This window comes from Proteus hauseri ATCC 700826, assembly GCF_001654965.1.
GTDB classification, from domain to species: Bacteria; Pseudomonadota; Gammaproteobacteria; order Enterobacterales; family Enterobacteriaceae; genus Proteus; species Proteus hauseri.
In genome coordinates this window covers 162,934-188,502 of sequence record NZ_LXEV01000018.1, presented here as the reverse complement: position 1 = coordinate 188,502, position 25,569 = coordinate 162,934, and the positions used below count along the sequence as shown (strand labels likewise).

General features: G+C 38.2%; 23 protein-coding genes. 14 read left to right on the top strand and 9 right to left on the bottom strand.

Annotation, left to right across the window (positions count from 1 at the left end):
• Positions 1–95: 95 nt before the first annotated feature.
• Positions 96–1,265 carry a YbfB/YjiJ family MFS transporter gene (locus M997_RS07175; RefSeq protein ID WP_064719423.1) on the bottom strand — a complete coding sequence of 390 codons (1,170 nt, stop codon included), beginning with the start codon at positions 1,263–1,265 and terminating at the stop codon, positions 96–98.
• A 214-nt stretch (positions 1,266–1,479) separates the two neighbouring features.
• Here M997_RS07175 and moeA point away from each other — a divergent pair, with 214 nt between their 5' ends.
• The 3 genes from moeA (at position 1,480) to M997_RS07160 (ending at position 5,465) form a co-directional block, all read left to right on the top strand.
• Positions 1,480–2,721, top strand: coding sequence for a molybdopterin molybdotransferase MoeA (gene moeA, locus M997_RS07170; protein ID WP_064719422.1), 1,242 nt, complete (start codon positions 1,480–1,482; stop codon positions 2,719–2,721).
• Positions 2,722–2,726: 5 nt separating this feature from the next.
• Positions 2,727–3,494, top strand: coding sequence for a molybdopterin-synthase adenylyltransferase MoeB (gene moeB / locus M997_RS07165; RefSeq protein ID WP_064719421.1), 768 nt, complete (start codon positions 2,727–2,729; stop codon positions 3,492–3,494).
• 270 nt (positions 3,495–3,764) lie between these two features.
• On the top strand, positions 3,765–5,465 hold the full coding sequence (locus M997_RS07160) for an amidohydrolase (RefSeq protein ID WP_064719420.1): 1,701 nt from the start codon (positions 3,765–3,767) through the stop codon (positions 5,463–5,465).
• 92 nt (positions 5,466–5,557) lie between these two features.
• Here M997_RS07160 and M997_RS07155 read toward each other — a convergent pair whose 3' ends face one another.
• A complete protein-coding gene (locus tag M997_RS07155; protein WP_064719419.1) occupies positions 5,558–6,022 on the bottom strand; it encodes a GNAT family N-acetyltransferase in 465 nt (154 codons plus the stop codon).
• A gap of 9 nt (positions 6,023–6,031) precedes the next feature.
• Positions 6,032–6,610 (bottom strand): LOG family protein, encoded by a 579-nt coding sequence (locus M997_RS07150; RefSeq protein WP_064719418.1) that lies wholly within the window; start codon positions 6,608–6,610, stop codon positions 6,032–6,034.
• A gap of 333 nt (positions 6,611–6,943) precedes the next feature.
• On the opposite strand from M997_RS07150, the gene rhtA reads away from it, so the two are divergent.
• Positions 6,944–7,834 (top strand): threonine/homoserine exporter RhtA, encoded by an 891-nt coding sequence (gene rhtA / locus M997_RS07145; protein ID WP_064719417.1) that lies wholly within the window; start codon positions 6,944–6,946, stop codon positions 7,832–7,834.
• A 264-nt stretch (positions 7,835–8,098) separates the two neighbouring features.
• On the top strand, positions 8,099–8,605 hold the full coding sequence (gene dps, locus M997_RS07140) for a DNA starvation/stationary phase protection protein Dps (protein WP_064719416.1): 507 nt from the start codon (positions 8,099–8,101) through the stop codon (positions 8,603–8,605).
• A 58-nt stretch (positions 8,606–8,663) separates the two neighbouring features.
• Here the strand turns inward: dps and dinG are convergent, their stop codons facing one another.
• Complete coding sequence (gene dinG / locus M997_RS07135; RefSeq protein WP_064719415.1) at positions 8,664–10,775, bottom strand: ATP-dependent DNA helicase DinG; 2,112 nt, start codon at positions 10,773–10,775, stop codon at positions 8,664–8,666.
• A gap of 258 nt (positions 10,776–11,033) precedes the next feature.
• On the opposite strand from dinG, the gene M997_RS07130 reads away from it, so the two are divergent.
• From M997_RS07130 to fabZ, 3 genes are all read left to right on the top strand, one after another.
• Complete coding sequence (locus M997_RS07130) at positions 11,034–11,942, top strand: LysR family transcriptional regulator (RefSeq protein ID WP_064719414.1); 909 nt, start codon at positions 11,034–11,036, stop codon at positions 11,940–11,942.
• Between the two features lie 79 nt (positions 11,943–12,021).
• On the top strand, positions 12,022–12,903 hold the full coding sequence (locus tag M997_RS07125) for a dihydrodipicolinate synthase family protein (protein WP_064719413.1): 882 nt from the start codon (positions 12,022–12,024) through the stop codon (positions 12,901–12,903).
• Positions 12,904–12,953: 50 nt separating this feature from the next.
• Positions 12,954–13,379: a 3-hydroxyacyl-ACP dehydratase FabZ gene (gene fabZ, locus M997_RS07120; protein ID WP_064719412.1), complete on the top strand. Its 426-nt coding sequence runs from the start codon at positions 12,954–12,956 to the stop codon at positions 13,377–13,379.
• A 105-nt stretch (positions 13,380–13,484) separates the two neighbouring features.
• Here fabZ and M997_RS07115 read toward each other — a convergent pair whose 3' ends face one another.
• Both M997_RS07115 and purB read right to left on the bottom strand, forming a co-directional pair.
• Positions 13,485–14,858 (bottom strand): MmgE/PrpD family protein, encoded by a 1,374-nt coding sequence (locus tag M997_RS07115; protein WP_064719411.1) that lies wholly within the window; start codon positions 14,856–14,858, stop codon positions 13,485–13,487.
• 81 nt (positions 14,859–14,939) lie between these two features.
• Positions 14,940–16,307 (bottom strand): adenylosuccinate lyase, encoded by a 1,368-nt coding sequence (gene purB, locus M997_RS07110; RefSeq protein ID WP_064719410.1) that lies wholly within the window; start codon positions 16,305–16,307, stop codon positions 14,940–14,942.
• Between the two features lie 401 nt (positions 16,308–16,708).
• Between purB and metC the strand changes: the two genes are divergently transcribed.
• The 4 genes from metC (at position 16,709) to sseA (ending at position 20,645) form a co-directional block, all read left to right on the top strand.
• Positions 16,709–17,884, top strand: coding sequence for a cystathionine beta-lyase (gene metC, locus M997_RS07105; protein ID WP_064719409.1), 1,176 nt, complete (start codon positions 16,709–16,711; stop codon positions 17,882–17,884).
• Between the two features lie 33 nt (positions 17,885–17,917).
• Positions 17,918–19,285 (top strand): C4-dicarboxylate transporter DcuC, encoded by a 1,368-nt coding sequence (gene dcuC, locus M997_RS07100; protein WP_064719408.1) that lies wholly within the window; start codon positions 17,918–17,920, stop codon positions 19,283–19,285.
• Between the two features lie 315 nt (positions 19,286–19,600).
• Positions 19,601–19,789: a hypothetical protein gene (locus M997_RS07095; RefSeq protein ID WP_192876377.1), complete on the top strand. Its 189-nt coding sequence runs from the start codon at positions 19,601–19,603 to the stop codon at positions 19,787–19,789.
• A 13-nt stretch (positions 19,790–19,802) separates the two neighbouring features.
• Positions 19,803–20,645: a 3-mercaptopyruvate sulfurtransferase gene (gene sseA, locus M997_RS07090; protein WP_064719406.1), complete on the top strand. Its 843-nt coding sequence runs from the start codon at positions 19,803–19,805 to the stop codon at positions 20,643–20,645.
• Between the two features lie 86 nt (positions 20,646–20,731).
• Here sseA and M997_RS07085 read toward each other — a convergent pair whose 3' ends face one another.
• The 3 genes from M997_RS07085 to rhlE form a co-directional block, all read right to left on the bottom strand.
• A complete protein-coding gene (locus tag M997_RS07085; RefSeq protein ID WP_064719405.1) occupies positions 20,732–20,980 on the bottom strand; it encodes a GlsB/YeaQ/YmgE family stress response membrane protein in 249 nt (82 codons plus the stop codon).
• A gap of 208 nt (positions 20,981–21,188) precedes the next feature.
• On the bottom strand, positions 21,189–22,121 hold the full coding sequence (dusC, locus tag M997_RS07080) for a tRNA dihydrouridine(16) synthase DusC (RefSeq protein WP_064719404.1): 933 nt from the start codon (positions 22,119–22,121) through the stop codon (positions 21,189–21,191).
• A gap of 9 nt (positions 22,122–22,130) precedes the next feature.
• Positions 22,131–23,555 (bottom strand): ATP-dependent RNA helicase RhlE, encoded by a 1,425-nt coding sequence (gene rhlE, locus M997_RS07075; RefSeq protein ID WP_064719403.1) that lies wholly within the window; start codon positions 23,553–23,555, stop codon positions 22,131–22,133.
• A gap of 315 nt (positions 23,556–23,870) precedes the next feature.
• Between rhlE and M997_RS07070 the strand changes: the two genes are divergently transcribed.
• Both M997_RS07070 and hlyD read left to right on the top strand, forming a co-directional pair.
• Positions 23,871–24,560, top strand: a complete 690-nt coding sequence (locus tag M997_RS07070; RefSeq protein WP_064719402.1) for a CerR family C-terminal domain-containing protein — start codon at positions 23,871–23,873, stop codon at positions 24,558–24,560.
• A gap of 21 nt (positions 24,561–24,581) precedes the next feature.
• Positions 24,582–25,568 (top strand): secretion protein HlyD, encoded by a 987-nt coding sequence (hlyD, locus tag M997_RS07065; RefSeq protein WP_064719401.1) that lies wholly within the window; start codon positions 24,582–24,584, stop codon positions 25,566–25,568.
• Position 25,569 lies beyond the last annotated feature (1 nt).

Here is a 25,569-nt window from a genome sequence, read left to right as displayed (position 1 = left end):
ACAGCCTACACTTTAGATGACCTGAATCACATTATCCAGCGATACAGCATTTTTCGTTATGAAATTATTGCATTTTTGTATGAACAATTTTTATTTCAACTGCTATTTTTATCTTTTACACAAACTAAAAAACCACCCATAATCAAAACAATAAATGCCACATACAATGCAGGCTCTAATTTGCCTGTTAATACAGTAGAAAGTGATGAAATAACCGGACCAACTAACTGCCCTATCGCATAGAAGGTAGTAAGTAATCCCGCAATATAACGACCGTGATTAGGCGCTAACTCTTTGCCACGTAAAAAAGCCAGTTGAACCGCGCACATTAAGCCACCACCAATTAAAAAAGCCCCTATTGCCAAGCCTGTAATCGATGGGATCCACAAAGCAATAATAATTCCTAACGCTTGTAACCATAAGGTAATCGCTAAACGCAACTGCGTATTTAAAAAATGACGAGTTAAAATCGCAATACCAATGCACAGCGCTGCTGATGCACCAAATATAGGCCACACAAACTGCGCGACAAGGCTACCAGGAAAACGCTCTGCCGCCATTTGAGAAAGAAATGTGGCGGGCAAAATATAGCCAAAACCTGCAAAGGTATAGCCCCAAATAAGCTTTTTCATTGGTATTGTAAGCGTTAAAGGCTCTACTTTTGTTTCGTCTCGGCTCATCAACCATGGTTTTGGTAAATGATAACTTACATATATAGCGCAAATAAATGCTAGCAAACCATAAATCAGCCATCCTTGTGTTGCACTCATATGCCATTTCATAATAAGCACAGCCAAAACACCGCTTATACATATGCCAACACCCGTACCAGCATAAACAGCAACACTTAATGCAGGACGATTAAGGCGTGCCAATAATTCATTTGCCCATGAAGCCACTAACACTAAAGTCCACCCACTTGCCCAGCCAATAAAAAAACGAGCGATGCTATGCGTAACAGCATCCGTTAAAAAAGCAGATAGCAAAGTAATAGTTACAGCACCCCATAATCCAGCCCATAACCGATAGCCAACACCTCGTGTTGCTTTCATCGCATCATAAGAGCCAGCTAAATACCCTAAATAATTAAATGCTGCGACAATACTGGCACTGGTTAGCGTTAATTGAAATTCACCAATCATTAGTGATACTTGAGGTGTAAAGGTGAAACGACCTATTCCCATCGCAACAACTAATGCCAGAAATCCACTAAAAGCGATATGAAATGCTTGTGCTGAATGGCTTTGATAATTTGGCGTATTCATGGGTATCCACAATTAAGTTTTGATTATACTGCCGATTTATTCTCGTAATTATTAACATATTTAATAACAATTAAACTTTAAATGGTTAACATTATCACTATTCAATCAGGTTTGATTTTTCTCCTCAAGATGATCTCTGACATGATGATGCTCATCATGATAGATTAGTATTATGAGATAAAACAAAACAGTTCTATGGATTTTGGAGTTTATAATGAGTCAATGTCACGTTAGCGGTTTGTTATCCCTTGATGAAGCGCTAGAAAAACTGCTTGAAAAACCGGTGGCAATAACAGACACCCTTAGCATCCCATTAAATAACGCAGCAGGTTATATTTTAAGTGAAGATATTACTTCTCCACTTAATGTACCCTCTTTTGATAACTCTGCGATGGATGGCTACGGGCTTCGTTATGCAGATTTAGCGAATCAAACTCCGCTTCCTGTTGCTGGTAAAGCTTTTGCTGGTGTACCTTTTGAGGATGAATTACCTGTAGGTCACTGTGTTCGTATTATGACGGGCGCAATGGTGCCTACAGATGTTGATACTGTCATTATGCAAGAAGAAGCAGAAGTAACTGAAAACGGCGTTCGTTTTTCTCACCCAGCAAAAAAAGGGCAAAATATTCGCCATATTGGTGAAGATATAAAAGAAAACGACATTGTATTAGCCGCAGGTACAAAACTCTCTACAGCCCAATTACCGCTAATAGCCTCTTTAGGTATCGCCAACGTTCAAGTTTATCGTCCATTAAAAGTCGCTGTATTTTCAACTGGTGATGAGCTACAAACTATTGGTCAACCGCTAAAAGCAGGTCAAATTTACGATACTAACCGCTTTGCCGTACGTTTAATGCTGGAAAAACTGGGTTGTGAAGTGCTCGATTTCGGTGTTATTCCCGACTCACCAGAAAAACTACGTGAAACCTTTATGAAAGCCGATCAAGAAGCCGATTTAGTCATCAGCAGTGGCGGTGTTTCAGTGGGCGAAGCGGATTATACCAAACAAATGCTAGATGAAATTGGTAAAATTGGTTTTTGGAAGCTGGCGATTAAACCGGGTAAACCTTTTGCTTTCGGTCATTTACACAATGCATGGTTTTGTGGGTTACCGGGTAATCCAGTTTCAGCAACCGTCACTTTTTATCAATTAGTTCAGCCATTAATTGCGCGTTTATCAGGCTTTAGCCAATGGAAAGCACCACAACGTTTTCAAGCAATCACCCAATGTTCTCTGAAAAAATCAGTAGGTCGTCTTGATTTTCAGCGCGGCATTGCCAGTGTTAATGCAGATGGCGCATGGCAAGTTGAAACAACAGGCCACCAAGGTTCACATATTTATAGCTCTTTTAGTGTGGCAAATTGCTTTATCGTACTAGAACGTGAACGCGGCAAGGTTGCAGCAGGTGAAACCGTTACTATCGAGCTGTTTAATCCTTTGTTAAAAAGCGAATAATCGATATGAATATCGAGCTAACCGATGAAGAAACGATAAGATACAATCGCCAAATTGTATTGCGAGGCTTTGATTTTGACGGTCAAGAAGCACTAAAAAGTGCCTCCGTTTTGATTGTCGGCGTAGGTGGTTTAGGCTGTAGTGCATCGCAATATTTAGCGGCTGCGGGTGTAGGAAAGTTAACTTTACTCGATTTTGATACCGTTTCATTATCTAATCTTCAGCGTCAAATTCTTCATCGGGATACGACGATAGGTCAACCTAAGGTACTGTCGGCAAAAGCAACATTAGAAGCGATTAATCCCCACGTTATTATTAATACAGTAGATGCGCTACTTGAAGAAGACGCACTCAACTCACTGATTAGCCAACATAATATTGTGATGGATTGTACAGATAACGTAATGATACGTGAGCAACTTAATCGGTTTTGTTTCCAACAGAAAAAACCATTAGTTTCTGGTGCAGCAATTAGGATGGAAGGTCAAATTAGCGTATTTACCTACCAAAATGATGAACCTTGCTATCGTTGCCTTAGTCACCTTTTTGGCGATAATGCATTAAGTTGTGTTGAAGCGGGCATTATGGCGCCTGTTGTAGGCACTATCGGAACGTTACAAGCTGTTGAAGCAATAAAACTACTTACCGGCTATGGTGAAAACCTCTATGGTAAAGTGCTGATGTTTGATGCAATGAGAATGCAATTTCGTGAATTTAAATTGCCCAAAAATCCTCATTGTGAAGTTTGCTCAACACACTCACCAGATAACTGACCTTTTCTATCATCAATACTAATAAGGCAGGTATATCTCACACCACCTGCCTTATCTCTCTCAGTATTATTCTTTTATGCTATTTAGCATCTTTTAAATACTGTTCTAGGTATAACCCCTAGTTAAATCAATGTAACAAGCTTGTAGTATTTACCTTGATTTCCTAATATGACCAACCACGTTAAACGCAACAGGATTTCCTATAAGCACGAAAGCAAAATAGCAATCACCACAAGCAATACAATCAACACAGCTAGACAAGGCAGAATAATGACATTTCAAATTGCAGAAACGCTCTATTACAACGGATATATTTATACCGCCGATAATAACAACAGTATCCTTAATGCTATCGCTATATCTCAGGGATTTATTATCGCCACAGGAACCAAAGAGAGCTTAAATTCTTTCTGTAATGAAAAAACAAAAATGATAGATTTACAAGGGAAAATGGTTATGCCGGGTATTATTGATGCCCATATGCATCCATTTTGGGGTGGTGCTACATTAGCGGGTTGTCATCTTAATTATGAGTCACTTACCATTCCTGAAATTCTTTCTCATATTCAAAATCATCTTGATAATTCTCCTGTTGATAATGATAGCGAATGGTTAAAAGTCTCAGCGTGGTATCGTGAAGCAATGCAACCCGAAGGTGTGCAAATGACGCGCTATCATCTTGATACTTTAAACACCCAACGCCCTATTTTGTTATTTTCAAGTGATTGCCATAGTGTTTTAGCTAATTCTCGCGCATTGGCATTGCTAAACATCACATCAGAAACACCAGATCCACCCGACGGTAATATTGAGCGCGACGCCGATAGAACCCCGATAGGTATTCTTGAAGATGCACCAGCAATGCAGGCAATTGATAGCTTGCCGCCATTAACTGAAGCACAAAATCTACAAATTGCGCGTCATGTTCAGAAAATACTAAATGAGCAAGGCGTTACAACCATTATGGATGCTCGTGTTGGAGAGCCACAATTACGTGCTTTTAATACCTTAAGAGCGGCCGATGAGCTCACTATTCGGGTTGAAAATGCGGTTGAAATCACCCCTGATGATGTGCCTACCATTAATGATATTCCTAACGCAGTACATCATGCTGCAACACGTTTTTCACAATGGCATCAAACCAGTGAAGGGGCGAAGCCTAGCGTTGCAATTCGTCATATTAAGCTGTTTCTTGATGGCGTATTACAAGCGCCAATAATGACAGCTCGCTTACATTCACCTTATCGTATTAATGTAGGCACCGATGAAACACCACACTGGCAAATTTCAGAACATTTAGGTGATCTCTATTTTTCAGCTGAAATTTTAACACCACTAATCACTGAAATAAGCCGAGCAGGCTATCATCCTCATATTCATACCGTTGCTGAAGGTGCAATTAGCACCGCCCTTGATGCAATTGGCGAAATGCGCAATACCTTACCCAATAAAGATATTCGTCCCGGTTTAGCTCACAACGAATTAATGTGTGAAAAAGATTACGCGCGTTTTGCACAGTTAAATGTTTATCCTTTTCTTTCATTTCAATGGGCTGGCGTAGAACAGAATAATATCGAAAAAGAGATTGAGATGTTAGGTCAAGCACGGTGCCAATATTTAGAAACAGCAGGTAAATTTATTGATGCGGGTGTGACCATTGCCTTTGGCAGTGATTGGCCAATAGATCCACTCAATGAATGGTACGACTTTAAAGTCGCGATGACACGCCAAAAAGAAGTATCAGCTCCTCGCCTTGATAATGACCGCAACCTTACATTAATCGAAGTATTACGTTCAGCGACTATTAATGCCGCTTATGCGCTAGGCAGAGAACAATATATTGGCTCATTAGAACAAGGTAAATTTGCCGATATGATCATATTAGATAGAAACTTGTTTGAAATATCACCAGAAGATATTGAAAATGTCAGGGTATTGTGTACGATCATTGCGGGGAAACCCACAATTTAGCTGAATAATATAATTAATAAACCCGCTTAATCGCGGGTTTATTTTTATCTATTGTGGGCTCGACAAGAATTAAATGCGTTTAATTGTACTTGTTATAAAGCTATTCCCATTACCGTACTGATTTCGGTTAATCCTTCTCGCTGATAAAAACGCTTTGCCGCGCCATTTTCAGCTAATACCGACAATTCTAGATGCGTCATTTTTTGCGATTTAGCCCATTGTTTCATTGCATCTAGTAGCAAACGACCAACACCTTGACTACGTACTAAAGGATCAACCGCAATGTCGTAAATATAAGCATATTTACGCTGCACTAAACAATTAAACATGGGCGTTTCTTGGATTTGTGAAATACTAAATCCAACCACTTTCCCATCTGAATCAGCGACCAAAAGATGAAATTTATTATTTTCAATACCATTAACAATAAAGGCTTCATCTTGTTTACCCGGTTTTAATCTTTCAGGTTGTAGCTGTGCCATTTCATTAAATAGATGGGTATAAAGTACATTAATCTCATCTACATCAGATAAAATTGCTTTTCTTATTATTATCATTCTTCACCTTTATTTATTATAGGTTTTTACTGGGGGTGCAATATAAGAATTAAATTTGTCGAGTAATTGAATTGGACACTGTTCTACAATTGCCATTGTACGGTATTTTTCGTGTAAAAATTGTTCATCAGCCATTTTATTAATCATCATTAATAATGGATCGTAGAATTGATTAATATTAAGTATACCTAATGGCTTTTGATGAAGACCAATTTGGCTCCAAGTAAATACTTCACTAAACTCTTCCAACGTACCAAAACCACCCGGTAATGCAACAAATCCGTCTGCTAGTTCAATCATTTTATTTTTACGCTGATGCATTGTTTCAACAACATATAGCTCAGACAGATTTTTATGTGAAATTTCTCGTCCTTCTAATAACGTTGGGATAACGCCAATAACTTTCCCGCCCTCTTGTAATACTGTATCAGCTAGCGCTCCCATAATTCCTACACTTGCACCACCATAAACCAAAGTGATATTTCGTTTAACTAGCTCTTGGGCAAAAATAATTGCTTGCTCTTTATAAATAGATGAAGCACCTAAACTTGAACCACAATACACGGCGATAGATTTTATGTTATTCATTTTTTATTCTCTTTTTGCTAGTTAAAACGAAGTAAAAATTATACTTGAGCTATTATTGATTACAAAGGTTAAAAGAAGTAATTTTATCATTTTTATAAAATATCTCTCTGTTTCACTTTTATTAAATAAAATTATTTAATCAATTTATTTCTTGTATTTTATTAAAAATCAACCAACTTAAATTTTAATTTATTAAAACGAAACATAAATTAAATAAAATAAATAATAAATAATCATATTAAATACCATGATTTTATTTTATATTATGCGATCCTTTGTTATATAGCATAACAGGGATCCATACACGAATTATTATTAACGAGGTTTATCAGGATGTTGTCAGCCAGATACTCAGCTAAATTACAGGTGTTTTACCCTGTACTGCTTTTGCTTCTTTCTATGCTTTCAATACAAAGCGGTGCTTCTCTGGCAAAAAGCCTATTTCCTGTTATTGGCGCCCCAGCCGTTACCGCATTACGACTGCTATTGGGGACTTTAATACTCTTTTTTATTTTTAAACCGTGGCGAATAAAATTTACTCGTGAATCATTAATGCCATTGTTTTTATATGGTTTATCTCTCGGTGCAATGAACTATTTGTTCTATCTTGCATTAGAGACTATTCCATTAGGCATTGCCGTTGCTCTCGAATTTACTGGGCCATTGGCAGTTGCTATGTTCTCTTCACGTAGAGCCATCGACTTTGTCTGGATTATCTTAGTTATTGCAGGGTTAGGATTATTATTACCGATTGGGGATAATATTCATGGACTTGATCCCCTTGGCATTCTTTATGCTTTAGGTGCAGGTGTTGGTTGGGCGTTATACATCGTATTCGGACAACGTGCAGGAAAAGGCTACGGTACCGCAACGGTTTCTATTGGTTCTTTAATTGCTGCATTTATCTTCTTCCCTATTGGATTAATGCAAAGTAGCCCTGAGCTTATGTTTAGTTGGTCTATTTTACCTATCGCATTGGTTATTGCGATTTTATCTACCGCATTTCCTTATACACTAGAAATGATTGCGCTTACTCGTTTACCCGCCAAAACCTTTGGTACTCTGATGAGTTTAGAGCCTTGTATGGGCGCGTTTATTGGTATTATCTTCCTTCATGAACACCTCACTTTAATACAGTGGGTTGCCCTTGCATTTATTGTTCTTGCTTCTATTGGCTCAACCACCACAATGAAAAGTAAGACAAAAATTGAAGAAGTAAAATAGATAATTAACTTATTTTGTTAATCATAAAATAAAAAGGGATCGTAAGATCCCTTTTACTTATTAAATAATAACTTTACGGAGCTATTATTGCTATTTTAATAGCTTTGGCTTACCCTAAATAGACTATTTAGATAGTTTACATTTTGCCAAGAGATGACCTATCAATTTAATAGTATTAAGCGATAAGACTAACCATTAATAATTCACTATCATAATTACCAGAAATTAAGATTTTGATTTATTAATTATTTAGGGAGAACGATTATGAGTACTGCTAAATTAGTCAAATCCACACCTTCAACCCTGCTTTATACCCGTAATAATCTTGATGACAGTGTTAAACTGCACACTATCGAATTACTTCAGCAGATGGTGACTCAGTTTATCGACTTGTCTCTCATCACAAAACAAGCTCACTGGAATATGCGTGGCAGAAATTTTATTTCTGTACATGAAATGGTTGATGGCTTCCGCGATACCATTAATGAGCACACAGATACTTTCGCAGAACGTATTGTCCAATTAGGCGGTGTAGTACTTGGTACAGCGCAAACTGTTAGCAAAAAGACACCACTAAAAGCCTACCCATTAGATATTCATGATGTACAAGAGCACTTAAAAGCACTTGCAGACCGTTATGCGATAGTGGCTAACGATATTCGCAAAGCTATCGATGAAGCCGAAGATGAAGACACCGCAGATATGTTTACAGCCGCATCTCGTGATCTTGATAAATTCTTATGGTTCCTAGAAGCGAATATTGAAAATTAATAAACTGTAATAAAATCATTATTATTACTTAAAAAGACTGTCATTAAAGGCAGTCTTTTTATTTATTCTCTTGAGGCATTTCTGGCTGATAAATCGGAAATACAGGAAGAGCAGTTAATAAACGAGAACCATAATTTTTAGTTAATAAGCGTTTATCATAAATAACAATTTCGCCATGACAATGGTGACTTCTAATTAATCGCCCTACTTGCTGAATTAAATTAAACGATGCACTCGGTAAACTTTGCACTTCAAAGGGATAACGTTTTAGCGATTTTAACCATTCCCCCTCAGTGACGATAACGGGATCAGTGACAGGTGGAAACGCAATTTTATGAATATGCACCTGCGTTAAATAATCACCTTTCAAATCTAATCCTTCAGCAAAAGATTGTAGACCAATTAAAACACTATTATCACCAGCATCAATACGTTTGCAGTGGGTTTCGACTAATCGATAACGGGGTTGATCACCTTGCACCAGCAAACATAAACGTAAATCTTTTACTTGCTCTAAAAAACCTTCCATCGCACGTTGGCTACTAAACAGAACTAATTGTCCGCGATGGTTATTTTCTTTCATTTGTTGACGAAAATAACACGCCATCTCTTTTAAATGCTCGGCTTCATTATGAATAGTTGGCTCATAATTCATTTGCGGAATAATTAATTTACCCTGTTTTTCATGCGTAAATGGCGATGATAATGCAATAAAACGATCATCAAAGTGTTCACTTAATCCTGTTAATTCTTGAATACGTGAAAAGCTATTTAAAGAACGCAAAGTCGCAGATGTCACAACAATATGAGGGATATTGCGCCATAACAGCTGAGTAAGCTGCTCACTAACACGAATACCCGCACAATGAAAAGAGAGATGAGATTGTTTTTTCTCATAACGACGCGTAAGCCATTTTGAGACAGGTGCTTTTGATGTTTGTTCTAATGTCGCTAAACGCCACAGTTTTGACATATTTTCTAAATAACCCACCATTCTGCTGGTGGTTAAAATAGCCCGATGTAAACGCACCACATCTTCTTTTGCCGTACGCTCTGTTAAATCACTCAGAATGGCTTCACCTAATATTTTTAAGCCATCAGTAAGTTTAAAGAGTGACTGACAGCTTAATAATAGCTGTTCTGGCAATTCCCCTAATGGAAAAATATACTCATCTTTTTCACTGCGTTCAGGTAGTAAGGCGCGAGTAAAGGTATCAACATCTTGATAAGTTTCACGTAATTTTGCTATATGCGCATCAAAACGAATGGGATCAGCCAATTTGGGTGGTTTTACAGGAACAAACTGCGCTAAATATTGGCTCACATGTCGAGTAATATTATCAAGTTGGCTATTTAACGATAACAGTGTAATTTCACCCTCTACTTCAAGTGCATCCCTTGCTACATCAGGAATATGATGACCTTCGTCAAGTACCAAAAGTAAGTTTTTAGCATCAGGTAAAACCGATTCGCTCTCCATTGCCGCCATCACTAATGAATGATTAGTAATAACAACATCAACTTCATCAATTTCACGGCGAGCAATAAAAAATGGACAGCGGTGGTAATATTGGCAATTACGACCTAAACAGTTCATTTTATCAGTACTAATTTTGCGCCATAAGCTGTCTGTTAATGCTCGTTTATGGTGATCGCGTAAACCATCCCAACCAAAACGGGTAAAATCTTGCTTTAACTCTTGGCAAATATCGCGTTCTGCGCTGGTTGCAATATCTACTTTATCTTCAAGCAGAAACATTAAATCAATTTGCTCACCTTCTGTCGCACAAATTGCCGCTAAATTACGCGGACACAAATAGCGACCACGACCAAATGCGCCAGTAAAAGTAAGATCAGGAATGATTTTTTTCAGTAATGGTAAATCTTTACTATAGATTTGATCTTGTAATGCCACATTGGCAGTACTAATAATCAGCGGTTTTTTCTCGTCTCGGCTAATCGCAATTCCCGGGATAAGATAAGAAAGGGTTTTACCTACTCCTGTTGGCGCTTCTATCACCAAATGGCGTCCAGCATCATCTGAAAAAGTCTTAGCAACCTCAGCAATCATTTGTCGCTGTGGCGCGCGAGGAACAAACCCGTCAATATGATCTGGCAAGGCTTTATACCACTGACTTATTTGATTTTTCACGGACTGGGAAAGGGACATAACCACTCTATTGCTGAGTTAAAAAAGAGCGTCATTGTCTCATAACACTGTATAAAAATCAGTAGTTACCTTCGTTTACTCTTATTTTTCATCGAATAATGGGTAACACTACGAAATTATTGAGCTTAGTTATAGATTATTAATTCAACTCTTTTTAGTATGAGTAACGCTTTACGTAATACTTAAAATAGCTTTCTAACAAAATATTATTTCATTTGCATAACACACAACACCAACCCTTTTGAAGAGATAATAAAAATGACTTCTGCAAAGCGCCCTATTTTTAATTTAGAGCTCGATTTACTCAGAACTTTTGTTGCTGTCGTTGATGGCAATACATTTGCCGCTGCCGCTGAATCTGTTTGTCGTACCCAGTCTGCCGTTAGCCAGCAAATGCAACGCCTTGAATCCCTTATAGGAAAAGAACTCTTTGCTCGCCAAGGGCGCAATAAAACACTGACAGAAGCAGGTATGCAGTTACTCAACTATGCGCGACGTATTTTACGACTTAATGATGAAGCCTGCCTTTCGCTAATGCATGAAGAAATAGACGGCATTTTAAAAATAGGCTCGCCTGACGACACCGCAAACACTATTTTACCTGATCTATTAGCGCGATTTTCTGGCGCTTATCCTCGCCTTATTATGGAAATTATTGTTAAACGCAGCCCGTTTCTTATGTCGATGTTAGAAAATAACGAGCTTGATTTGGTTATTTCTACAGAAGAGCATGTAGGCTATCCAAAAATTGTTTTACGCGTATCACCTTCACTGTGGTATTGCGGAAAGCACTTTCGATTTGATCTTGATGAACCGTTACCGTTAGTTGTTCTTGATGAACCAAGCACTTATCGCGACATGATGATTAATCATCTTGATCAGCAAGATATTCGTTGGCGAATTGCTTATATTGCCACCACGCTTTCAGGTGCTCGCGCAGCAGTTCGTGCCGGTTTAGGCGTTATGGCACGCTCAATAGAACTTTCAGGAGATGATTTACGCATTTTGGGCGAGAACGAGGGATTACCTGCACTTCCTGCTATTCATTATAATCTTTATCTTAATTCCAATAGCCCTGCTAAAGCTGCTCAAATATTGTTTGATTCATTAAAAAATGAGCAAAATGAAGTTATAAATCATGCTGATATTACTCATCAACAGGATTAAACAAAAACTAACAATCCAATTAAAATGATCAAGAACAGCGATAGATAACACGCTAAAAATATAAAACAGGACACCGATTATGACTCACTTTCATGGTATTTTTCCTTATCTTGTCTCTCCTATCGATCAACATAAAGGTATTGTACTAGAGGCTTCATTACGTCGCCTTATTGAGCACCTTATTGAGTGTGGCGTTCATGGCTTAAGCCCGCTAGGTAGTACTGGCGAATATGCTTATCTTTCACAAGCACAGCGTAATGAAATTGTCCGTATTACCGTAGATCAAACCGCTGGCCGTATTCCTGTCATCGCAGGTGTCGCAGGGTTTTCAACTGCCGATGCCTGTCATCAAGCTGAGCAATACGCCAAACTGGGTGTCGATGGCATGGTGTTGATTTCACAAAAAATGTATCCACTAAGTGAAAGTGCACAAGCGGGTTATTTTCGTACTATCGCAGAAGCATTCCCTGAAAAATCAATGACTATTTATACTAATCCGGGATTATTAGGCGATGTTCTTCCTATTTCTCTCTTCAATGAACTCAGTTATGTGCCTAACATTGAATATATTAAAGATGCCTCTAGTAATACCGGGCGATTATTAACCATGATTAACACCTTTGGTGATCGCGTTAAAATCTTTAGTGCATCAGCTCATATTCCATTACTAGTACTAAAACTGGGTGGCGTAGGTTGGATGGCTGGGCCTGCTTGTGTTTTACCCAAACAATGCGTCGAGCTTTATCAATTAGCAACTCAAGGCGATTTTGATACTGCACTGGCGAAACAAAAAGAAATGTGGCAAATCAACGAAGCTTTTACTAAATACTCATTGGCATCTTGTATTAAAGCCTCATTAAATATCCAAGGATTTGAAGTTGGCGATCCTATTTTGCCTCAAGAGCCACTCAATGAATCAGCTTTAACTGATTTACGTCACATTATTACGAGTCTAGAATAACGACTCTTTTGTAGCGGCTATGTGCTTTAGTCATCCATTGGAGGCGTTGAATGCCGATCTCAGTGAACGAAATAATGGAAATTTTACCTCATCGTTATCCCTTTTTACTTATTGATAGCGTAATTTCAGAACCATTAGAACTCGCTGAGGGAAAATTGACTGCACTTAAAAACGTCACCACTAACGACACCGTCGTTTATGGTGAGTTTTACCCCCCGTTATTGCTGCTTGAAAGTATGGCTCAAGCAGCAGGCGTCTTAGCTCATTATTACCTTTCGCCTATGGCAACAGGGCAGCAATGTTATTTTGCCAGTATTAAAAATGCGCGTTTTTATGATGTGGTAAAAGCAGGTGATCAACTGCATTTTGATATTCAATTTCGCCGACAGCGTCGAACGATTGTTAGTTTTTCAGGCGTTGCACGTATTGGCGATAACATTGTTTGTACATCAGAGTTTATGTGCGCAAGACAATAAATACTTATTTTTCATTAAGTTATTCACTAAAAAACATAAAAAATAAAGGATTGGTTAATCAAACCAATCCCACTAAAGAGTTATTTAACTTTGCTCGATAAGTGCTTATCTACGCAGTAATTGCGTAATTTCTGAAATATCTACTGTTTCAAATACCAACACTTTTTCAACCAGCTGCGTTACTTGTTGATTTTCTATCACCAACGCTGTGTTATCGTAGAATTTTTTTACTACATCAGCATCCATCATCGGATTTTTAGGGTTGCCGTATTGAATATCTAACCTTTCACTAAGCTGTTCACCGCTATGTAAAGTGACAAAAATAAGCCCTGGAAAATAAGTAGGAAATGGAATTTCATCTTTTTCAGGATAACGATAACTCACTTTCTTAGCTAACATTTGAATATCTTTACGCTGTAAATTCTCAGGTAATAATGAAAATAAAGTCAGTTCATCATCTAAAAATCCTGCGGCAAACAACCAAGGTAAGCTAAATTTTGCACCGTAAGCCGTTGTTGGTGCCCATTTTGTTTCTGGTGGCTCACAAATCAATGCCGCAGCAATAGGATCAATAACACATTCCACACTCTTAATATCATCGGCACTTATACCTCTTTTTAATAATTTACGACCACAATCTACAGTTGCATGAGCAAAATGACACACGGGATAAGGTTTAATCGATACGTTTAAAAACTCCCATACCTCACCTAATCCCTGAGCAACTTGATTTGGCTGGGCTTGCGCTTCTATACCATGAGTATGATAGAGGCTATATCGTCCTTCAAATATTGTCTCAGGCCCTGTCATTCCCCCTTTTGCCAATGAGGCAGCAATAATGCCTGATTGCGCAGCCCACCCGGCATGAAAGCACTTTGAAGATGAGCTATTAGTTAAATATTCAGCCACACCACTCGCTTGGCTTCCTGTTAGTCCCAACGCATTGGTTGTTTGTTCTGGTGTGAGTTTTAGTAAAGAAGCTGCACAAGCTGTCGCGCCAAAAATCCCAGCTATTGCCGTGGCATGAAAACCTCGTTGATGAAACCCATTATGACTGGCTAAGCCTACTCGCGCCGCAACTTCCCAACCAACAATCCATGCAGTTAAAATCTCTTCTGATGATGCCCCGATAGATTCTCCTAATGCAAACGCTATTGGTGTTAAAACGGCGCTACCATGAGTAATAGAATCCGTATGTGTGTCATCAAAATCTAGTGCATGAGCAGCAATTCCATTCGCTAAAGCTGCGGCTGTTGTACTTGCTGTTAGTGAGCTTCCCCAAATAGGAATATCACCTTGGCTATCAGGTAGAAACGCGATACCTTGTCGCCCTTGAAGTGCACTTTGCTGTGTACTTCCTGCAAGTGCAACGCCTAATGTATCTAATAAATGAATTTTTGCTCGGCTAATAACTTCAACGGGTAAATCAGCAAACGTGGTTGTAGTAATAAATTGGCTTAAATGCTGACTCAATGTCATAAACACCTCGAAATCGATTAAGAAAAAGCCAGTGTTTCACCGGCTTTTAGATAATAAAAAGGGTAAGTTTTATAAAGTCACTTAATCATTTAACCAACCAGAAGCTTGAGTTTGTTCGATAACACGACCCACCTGCTCTGGTGCATTACCAACGTAAGTCGTTGGATCTAACAATGCATCAAGTTCTTCTTGAGTGATATGATCACGAATACGCGTATCGCGATTGATGGCCTCGACAAATGTAATTCCTTCTTCTTGCCCATACATAGCAGCTTCATACACTATTTCATGAGCCGTTTGTTTACCTGCTTTATCAGATAAAGCAAACATCACACGCTCAGCCAGCATAAATCCACCTAAAATATCCATATTTGAACGCATTTTATCAACATGAACATTTAATCCACCTAATACCGTTTTCATATTATCGAAGATAACCGATAGCATTAAGCACATTTCTGGCATTATTTTCCATTCCATTTTCCAAATGGCACCATCACGCTCATGTTGGTGTTTCATCATATCGGTTAACACAGATAAATTAGCTTTTAAGGTATTACTAACACAGGCGGCATTTTCAACAATAGCTGGATTACGCTTATGTGGCATGGTTGAAGATCCCACTTGCCCCTTGCTAAAGGGTTCAGAAAGCTCATCAATTTCATTATGTGCTAATAGTAATATTTCATTAGCAATTTTACCTAGAGTGCCGCTAATTAAGCCCAATAACATGCCATATTCACTAAATCTATCACGCGCTGGCTGCCATGAAATTTCAGGCACACCTAAGCCTAAACGTTTTAAAACTCGCGCTTCTAATTCATCTGCCTTATCACTTAAAGAGGCTTTTGTTCCCACTGCACCAACAACACTTCCCACAAATAAACGAGGCTCAACTTCTTTAAGGCGTTGATAATGGCGAGTAAGTTCGGTTAACCAAATTGCTGTTTTATGCCCAAAAGTTATCGGCAGTGCCTGTAACGCTAAAGTGCGCCCTACCATGGGTGTATTGCGATGTTTTTCGCTTAGTGATAATAGTGAACGACCTAATATCTTGATATCACGTAAAAAAGTTTGATGTGCATCTTTAAGTTGCAGCACTAGCCCGGTATCAATGACATCTTGTGTCGTTGGCCCAAAGTGAACATATTCCCCATAATGTTCAGGACAAGCGTGTTCTAATCCGCGAATGGTTGGCACTAATGGATGGCGAGTAAGACGAACCTGTTCTAGTACATAATCCATATCGAGCTTTTCAAGTTTTGCTGTATCAGCAATAACTTCTGCGGCATCTTTCGGGATCAACCCCAAATTTGCTTGCTCTATCGCTAACGCCGCTTCGTAATCGAGCCAATTTTGCATTCTTGTTTTATCAGAGAAAATAGATCGCATTTCTTCTGTAGACCATAAATTCTTTAATAAAACCGAATCAAATACGCTAGTACCCATAATATTTTCCCCTGTGAAAATAATAATTAAAAAATCACTTTTTAAATAAAATGACTTATTGGTTTGTTATTTTATTTATGCAATATAATTTAATAAAAAACACTTTGATAATTTTAATCTAATTTTAAATATTTCTAATCAATTAAAAAATAACATTAATTCAATAACTTACAAATAATCATTTATTTATTAATTATAACTTTTAAATCTTAAGCATTATTTAAGATTTAATTAGAATAATTAATGCTAAAAAGTTAGAGCAAGATCATCATTTTTAGAAAATAGATATTTTAAAAATAAATAAGTTTGTTATAAATAATAGAAACACGAAACGCAGATAGTAATTAATTCTTTTATTTAATTACCAGGGACCTCTATTTCTATATTCGGAGATATTAATAATGAAACAGAATAAACAAACAACGCTTATACACAGTGGACGCCAAGAAATTAAAACATCAGGCCCAATTAATCCTCCTGTAATGCGGGCAAGTACTATCGTTTTTGATTCAATTAAAAGCTGGCGTGATGTTCGTGATCGCAGAGCAACAGAACGCGTTTTGAGTTATGGCGCTCGTGGTACAGAAACCGCCTTTGCACTTGAAGCATTAGTCACAGAGCTAGAAGGTGGCCATCGCGCTCAGCTATTCCCTACTGGGCTTGCCGCTATCGCCGTCACTATTATGGGATATGCACGTAATGGCGGTCATGTTTTATTTGCCGACTCCGTTTATGAGCCTGTGCGTAAAATCGCCTCAGCATTTTTAGAACCAAATAATATTGCTTACAGTTTTTTTAAAACTGATGGTTCAGATTTTGAGCAAAAAATACAAGAAAATACTCAGCTAATTTTTGTCGAATCACCGGGTTCATTACTTTATGAAATGCTGGATTTACCTGAAATTTGCCGTATTGCTCATGAGAGAGATATCCCTGTTGGTGTTGATAATACTTGGGGATCCGCTTGGCTTTATAACCCATTAGAACTAGGTGCAGATGTCTCTGTTATTGCAGCGACGAAATATTTATGCGGCCACTCAGATGTCATGATGGGCATTATGGTTGCTAATGAAAAAGCATGGCAAAAAATTGGCGCGTTGCCAGAAGCTTTAGGTCAGGCCAGTAGCCCAGATGACGCAGCATTAGTATTACGCGGAATGCGAACTTTGGGTCAACGAATTGCGGCTCATGGTAAATCGGCTTTTACTATCGCCCAATGGCTCGAAACGCGCCCTGAAGTTGAAAAAGTTTGGTTCCCAGAATTACCTAGTCACCCTCGCCATGACTTATGGAAACGCGACTGTAAAGGGAGCAATGGACTATTAACCATTGAATTTAAAAAACAATTTACCACTAAACAATCTGAACAGTTTATTGATGCACTCAATTTGTTTGGTATTGGCGCTTCATGGGGCGGATTTGAAAGTCTTGCATTACCAGCAAACGTTATAGGTGCAAGAACCGCATCTGACTGGCGTGAAGGCCACGGTCCTTTTGTACGTTTACATATTGGACTTGAAGCAACCGATGACCTTATTGCAGATATTACACAAGCATTTTCAACATTAAACCAATAACAAGAATACTGCATCACTACCGGGGAATTTACTATGACAGGTTTAATTATTGCCGCGCTGGTAACAGCGCTGGTGGTTTATTTATTGGCGCGAGGTTATAAACCTCAACCCGTGTTATTACTGGGGGGCTTGCTGCTATTGCTCCTCACCGCATCTCTTGATCTTAATCCGTTATTACCAGAAAACAAATCAACTCAATTTAAGTATTTTGATATTTTTCAAATATTTACGGATATCATGAGTTCTAGATTAGCGGGATTAGGTTTAACGTTAATGGCAATTGCGGGTTTCTCTCGTTATATGGAACATGTAGGTGCTAGCCGTGCTTTATTCGCTATTTTTGAAAAACCATTAAAAGCAATTAAATCGCCTTATTTGTTATTAGTTATTTCATTTTTAGTTACCCAAATTTTGGTTATTTTTATCCCTAGCCATGCTGGTTTAGGTATGCTGTTAATGGTCACGATGTACCCTATTTTAATTCGTTCTGGCATTAGCCCTCTTTCAGCATTAGCAGTTATTGGGTGCTGCCAATTTATCGACCACGGACCAGGTTCTGGTAACGTTATTATGGCAGCAAAGACAGCCGATATTGAACCTGCGGTTTATTTTGTTCAACATCAATTACCTATTACAATTCCTATTATTATTGCTGTTGCTATTACCCATTTCTTTATTCAACGCTGGTGGGATAAACGTGAAGGTTTTGTTTTTGACCCAACAACTATTGATGCTGTAAAAGAAGAAGGTAATAAAATTCCACTGTCTTACGCTCTATTACCTGTTATTCCATTAATTTTAATTATCGGCTTTAGCCCACTATTACATCCTTATATTAAATTAGAAGTTACCACTGCTATGATTATTAGTACGGTGATTGCACTTTTATTTGAATATGCTCGCTTACGTGACGCTAAAGCAGTCATGAATAGTTTTATGCTATTTTTTGAAGGAATGGGTAAGCAGTTTGTTTTAGTGGTATCGCTAATTGTATCCGGTGAATTCTTTGCAAATGGATTATTAAAAAGTGGTGCAGTAGATACGCTAATTTCATCTGCACAAGATGCTGGTTTTGGTATTGCAGCTATGATAATTGTTATGAGCGCTATCCTTGCATTAGCCGCCTTTTTAATGGGCTCGGGTAATGCTGCGTTCTTCTCATTTGCCGCATTAACACCCAAAATTGCCGCATTCTTAAAAGTTGATGTCATTACTTTAATTCTACCAATGCAAATTATGACCAGCTTTGGTCGTACAGTTTCACCCATTACCGCAGCAATTGTTGCTATTGCTGGTATTGCTAATGTGTCACCTTTCCAAATTGTTAAACGTACAGCAATTCCTATGGCTGTAGCCGCTATTGTGAACTTAGTAATGACATTTTGGTTCCTTTATTCATAAAGGTACTTACTATGCTTTAAATGATATTTTAAGTTGCGTTACCCCTTGCCCTTAAACTCTATTACTTCAGAGTTTAAGGGGTTTTTTCTTATCATTGACTGTAATCTTTGATCAACATTATTAACTACAACTTATCAGTACCATTAAGGCTGTTTATGCAAATAAACAGCCTATTTATTATTTATCACACTTATAATTTATAACTACTTTTTGTCTAAAGCTTAAGCAATTTTATTTGCTATTTATGCCGACTTAGTGCTTGTTTCAATCACATATCTCGATATACTTTTGCGCAACATTCATCTGCAAATGAACATTATGAAAAAAATAATTATCGTCGTTATCGCACTACTTGCATTTGGCTCAATAGGTGGCGTTTTTCTTGCGGGTTTAAATATCTATACTCGCTCTACTACACCAATAGAATCTAAACAAACGCAGCCTGAAACATCACCAACACAACAATTCCCGGCAATACCCGACAGCTCACCTTCTGCAAAATAAATGAGGTTGAATCATGGAATATGATTATTTTGTTACTCCCCAATGGTTATTTGAACATCAAAATGATAATGACCTTGTGATCCTTGATGTTAGTGCGCCAATGCCAACACAAGTGATTAATTATCAGCAACATTATCTTGAACGTCATATTCCTCGCGCTCATTTTTTTAATCTTGACGAAATAGCAGATAAAACCACTGCATTACCGCATATGTTGCCTTCTGATGAGTTATTTTCAGAAACCTTGACTTTATTAGGTATCTCTAACTCCACTACAGTGATTCTTTATGATCAAGGTAATTTATTTTCAGCACCTCGTGGCTGGTGGACATTCACCACATTGGGTTGTAAAAACGTGCGCATTTTAGCGGGGGGCTTACAAGCGTGGGTTGATGCTGGATTTCCTCTCGAAAAAGGTGATGTGATTAGCATACCAGCACCAACTCCTTTTGTCGTTGAACGCGATGCTCAACGTAAAGCGGATCAGCAACAAGTATTAGAAAATGTAACTAATCAGCAAAAACAAGTCATTGATGCTCGTTCTGCTGATCGATTTTATGGTCGTGCGCCAGAACCTCGTCCAGGTTTGCGCAGTGGACATATTCCAGAAAGTAAAAATGTACCTTGGGATTTGCTAGTTGAACAAGGACAATTAAAAAGCCGGAGCGAGTTAAAAAAACACTTTGAACAAGCGGGTGTCGATTTATCACAACCTATTATTGTGAGCTGCGGTTCAGGTATGACAGCGTCTATTTTATTTTTAGCATTAACTGTTTTAGGTTGCCAATCTGTCGCACTTTATGATGGTTCCTGGGCACAATGGGGTGCCGATAACGCATTACCTTGCGAGTGTTAAAAGTTAACAATCAACATTTAAATTAAAAAAGTAAACCCGCCAATGCGGGTTTACTTTTTTAATTTACTGCTATTTAATCAGCGAAATTAGCTGGCAAAAATCTTAGCCAAATATAAAACAACTATCGCACCAATAACTGCAACGATAAAACTACCGAAGTTAAAACCATCAACTTTGCCTTTACCAAAGAAGCTACTAATTGCACCACCAACAACCGCACCGACAATCCCCAGAATACAAGTCCATATTAGACCAATATCATAAGAGCCTGGCATCAGAAATTTGGCAAGAATACCCGCAATTAAACCAAAGATAATCCACGCTAATACACCCATAATTCCCCCTAAAAATATATGATATAAAGACATATCAGAAATTCGTCACTTAATTAGTGTAAGTCGATATAATGATTTTTTCCAATAATTGACAATAATCAATAAAATATTTTTGGTTAAAATGAGAATAAAAAAATAGCGCAATACATTTTGCGCTATTTCTGGGCATCAGATTATTTCTAGACTTTATCTTTTACAGCAGCTTAAACTACAGCGCTTCTATCACTACCGCGATTTCAGGTGATGTTTTTAATGTACGTACTTGAGTAAATAGCGTATCAGCTTCTTGATATTCTTTACGCAAATAACCTAACCACTGTTTAATTCGTGCCGCATGGTAAATCGTTGTATCGCCGCGCTTTTCTAAACGAATATATCGCTTTAATAACTGCTCAACATCTTTCCAAGGCATTCGTTGCTCAGTGCCTTTTATAACACGGCTTAAATTAGGGGTATTCATTGCACCACGCCCAATCATTACCGCATCACAATCTGTTGTAGATAAACAATTTAACGCACTTTCACGATCCCAAATTTCACCATTAGCAATAACAGGGATAGACAGCCGTTGGCGAATATGACCAATAGCCTGCCAATCTATTTTATCAGCACGATAACCATCTTCTTTGGTTCTACCGTGAATGGTAATTTCTGTTGCGCCGCCTTGCACAACCGCATCAGCAATTTCATAGCTAGATTCTACTGAATCCCAGCCTAGCCTAACTTTTACTGAAACAGGTAATTGCGTAGGCACAGCACCTCGGATAGCTTTGGTTGCCTGATAAATTAGCTCTGGCTGCTTTAATAATGAAGCACCGCCACCACTACCATTTACTGTTTTTGATGGACAACCACAATTAAGATCGACCCCCCAAGAACCTAAAGAAGTGGCTCTAAATGCATTTTCAGCAAGCCATTGTGGGTGTTGTCCTAATAGTTGAACACGCACTAAAGTGCCACTACTAGTGCGACTTTGATTATGTAATTCAGGACATAAGCGATAAAACGCTTTTGTTGGCAGTAATGAATTCACGACCCGAATAAATTCAGTAATACAAAGGTCGTAGTCATTAATAGAGGTAAGTAAATCTCTAACAAGGGGGTCTAAAACCCCCTCCATTGGCGCTAATAATACTCGCACTTTTTAGCCTCAGAACTCTTTTCTAGCTTTTGACCAAGGACTTTGATTATCGCTATCTGATTCACTTTTACCCGTACGACGAGGCCCTAGTTTACCTGTACGAGAGCCATCTTTATTGCGATAACTTTCTTTACTTTTATTACGCCCAGCCTCTTTGCCTTCGCTATCGCCCTCTTTACGAGAATTATTGCGATTGTCTTTGCCTCGAATATCAGCACGGCCATGACCACCACCACTTCTACGTGGTGCATTATTTTTTGGTTTTTTATGCAAAGGTGCAGCTTTGATTGACGGATCAGGATCATAACCTTCTAGCGCTAAACGTGGAATTTCACGTTTTAGTAAACGCTCGATATCAGCTAATAATCCATGTTCATCAACACAAACTAAAGAAATTGCTTTACCTGTTGCAGCAGCACGACCTGTTCTACCAATACGGTGAACATAATCCTCAGCTACTTGTGGTAACTCAAAATTCACGACATACGGTAGCTGATCGATATCTAATCCACGCGCTGCAATATCTGTTGCAACTAATGCTTTTAACTTACCCGTTTTAAAATCAGCCAATGCACGTGTTCTCGCACCTTGGCTTTTATTTCCGTGGATAGCCGCAGATTTAATACCATCTAAATTCAGTTGTTCTGCAAGTTTATTCGCACCATGTTTAGTACGAGTAAAAATCAGTACTTGTGACCAATCTTCTTTACCAATAAGGTAAGATAACAGTTCAGCTTTACGTTTTTTATCAACTAAATGAACATGTTGCTCAACTGATTCTGCCGCTGAGTTTCTTGGCGCCACAGAAATACTAATTGGATTATTTAATAATGTATTGGCAAGGCCAGTGATCTCTTTAGAAAATGTCGCTGAAAACAGTAAATTTTGACGCTTTTTAGGTAATTTATTGATAATTCGGCGAATGTCGTGGATAAAGCCCATATCTAACATACGGTCAGCTTCATCTAATACCAGCATTTCAACACGAGAAAGATCAACGGCATTTTGATGTTCAAGATCGAGTAAACGTCCTGGTGTTGCAATTAGCACATCAACACCACCGCGTAGCTTCATCATTTGCGGGTTAATGCTAACGCCACCAAAAACAACTAAAGAACGAATAGGCAAATAGCGGCTATACGCTTTCACATTCTCTGCAATTTGTGCAGCCAGTTCACGTGTTGGCGTTAAAATCAAGGCTTTAACAGGTTGGCGGCCTTTGGTTTTATCTGCTGATTTAAACAGCTTTTCTAAAATTGGGAGAGTAAAAGCTGCCGTTTTACCTGTACCAGTCTGCGCACTTGCTAATACGTCCTTACCCGCCAAAATCGGCTCTATCGCCTGTTGTTGAATAGGGGTTGGGGTTTTATACCCTTGTTCATCAATAGCGCGGAGCAGCGCCTCACTTAAACCAAGCGATGTAAAATCGGTCAAAACAGTAGTCTCCTACAACCAGAACGTATAACACGGTGATTGAAATTAAAAATGACGGGCTTTCACAATAAGTGAAAGAGAATGAACCTTGTCAGGTTAACCTAATAACTCCTATTCTAACAGTTTTTGATATGTTCCGAATATAAAAATAATTTTTAAGAATAAATCGTTATTTTTTTATTACATGTCATTTTTATTTAAGTATTTATAACAATTTTTTCCTTTTACTCAATATCATCGAATATAATGCAATTATTATCGCTATTTTAATATCATGAGTTTGTTACATTTTACTTAAGTAAGGTACCTTCTATTATGTCAGACACTCATCAGAAGACGACTCGGGGTGAACTCGCAAAGCAACAATTACTGGAAGCTGCATGCGAAATCTTTGGTAAAAATGGGTCCGATGGCGCAACCACACGGCAAATTGCACAATCAGCACAACAAAATATTGCCGCAATTGCTTATTATTTTGGTTCAAAAGAAGGCTTATATCTTGCTGTTGCACAACATATTGCCGATTTAATTCGTATCGATTTTGAACCTACTGTTATTGTGCTTGATGAGTTTCTCGCTCGTCCTGATCCTACCGCACATCTTCCTTTGTTACAAAATCTGATTATCGATAGTTTCTTACAATACGCACAACTTGTACTTGATAAAGAAAACATTCACCTAAGCCGTATTATGGCAAGAGAGCAATTAGTCCCCACAGAAGCATACTCACTCATCCACCAGCAAGCGTTATCTCCACTTCTTACTCGCGTAAATAAATTATTAGCGCTATATATAGGTTTAGATGCTACGCTTCCAGCGACAATGTTACACACTCACGCTATTTTAGGAGAAGTGTTATCATTTCGTTTAGTAAGAGAAACTATCTTACGACAAACAGGATGGGATAGAATTGGTAAAAACGAATATCAGGTTATTTCCAACACCTTAAAAACACATATCACTATACTGTTAAATGGATTAAGAGAGATTTACACCAACAAATAATTACATACAAATAGAGTTATTATGAACATAAAAAAAGTCAGTTTCTTTATTATCTTAATGATTATTATCGGTATTTTCGCAGGTATCTATTATTATGAAGAAAACAAAGATCCTGAGTTGGTACTCTATGGAAATGTCGATATCCGTACTGTTAACCTCAGTTTCCGTGTTGCTGGCAAACTTGAGGCTTTATATGTTGATGAAGGGGCTCATGTTGAAAAAGGGCAACTATTAGGCCAATTAGATGATGCGCCTTATATCAACGCACTCAATAAAGCTTATGGCGAACGCGACAGTGCTGTTGCCTCTTTAGCATTAATGCAGGCAGGTTACCGCACAGAAGAAATTGCTCAAGCACAATCTGATGTATCATTAAAACAAGCTGCTTGGCAATATGCCGATAATTTTTATAAACGCCAACAAGATTTAGCTAATCGCAAAGTCATTTCAGCCAACGATTTAGACAGTGCGAGAAATAATCGTAATCAAGCGGCAGCAGCATTAAAAGCGGCACAAGATAAGCTAAATCAATATCAAAATGGTTATCGCAAAGAAGATATTGCCTCAGCCCAAGGTTTAGTTATGCAAGCTAAAGCCGCTGTGGCACAAGCCGAGCTAAATTTACAAGATACTAAATTACTTTCACCGTCTGCAGGTACTGTGCTCACACGCGCTGTAGAACCTGGTACTATTTTACCTTCGGGTAGCCCTGTATTTACCGTTTCATTAACTAACCCTGTTTGGGTAAGAGCCTATATTAGTGAAGCGCATTTAGGTGAAGCCATTCCAAATAGAGAAATTTATCTTTATACCGATAGCCGTAAAGATAAACCTTATCATGGCACCATTGGTTTTGTGTCTCCAACCGCTGAATTCACCCCTAAAAGTGTTGAAACACCAGAGCTTAGAACCGATCTTGTCTATCGGATCAGGGTTGTTGTTACTGATGCTGATGATGCTCTACGCCAAGGAATGCCTGTTACCTTAAAATTTGCACCCACTCATTAAT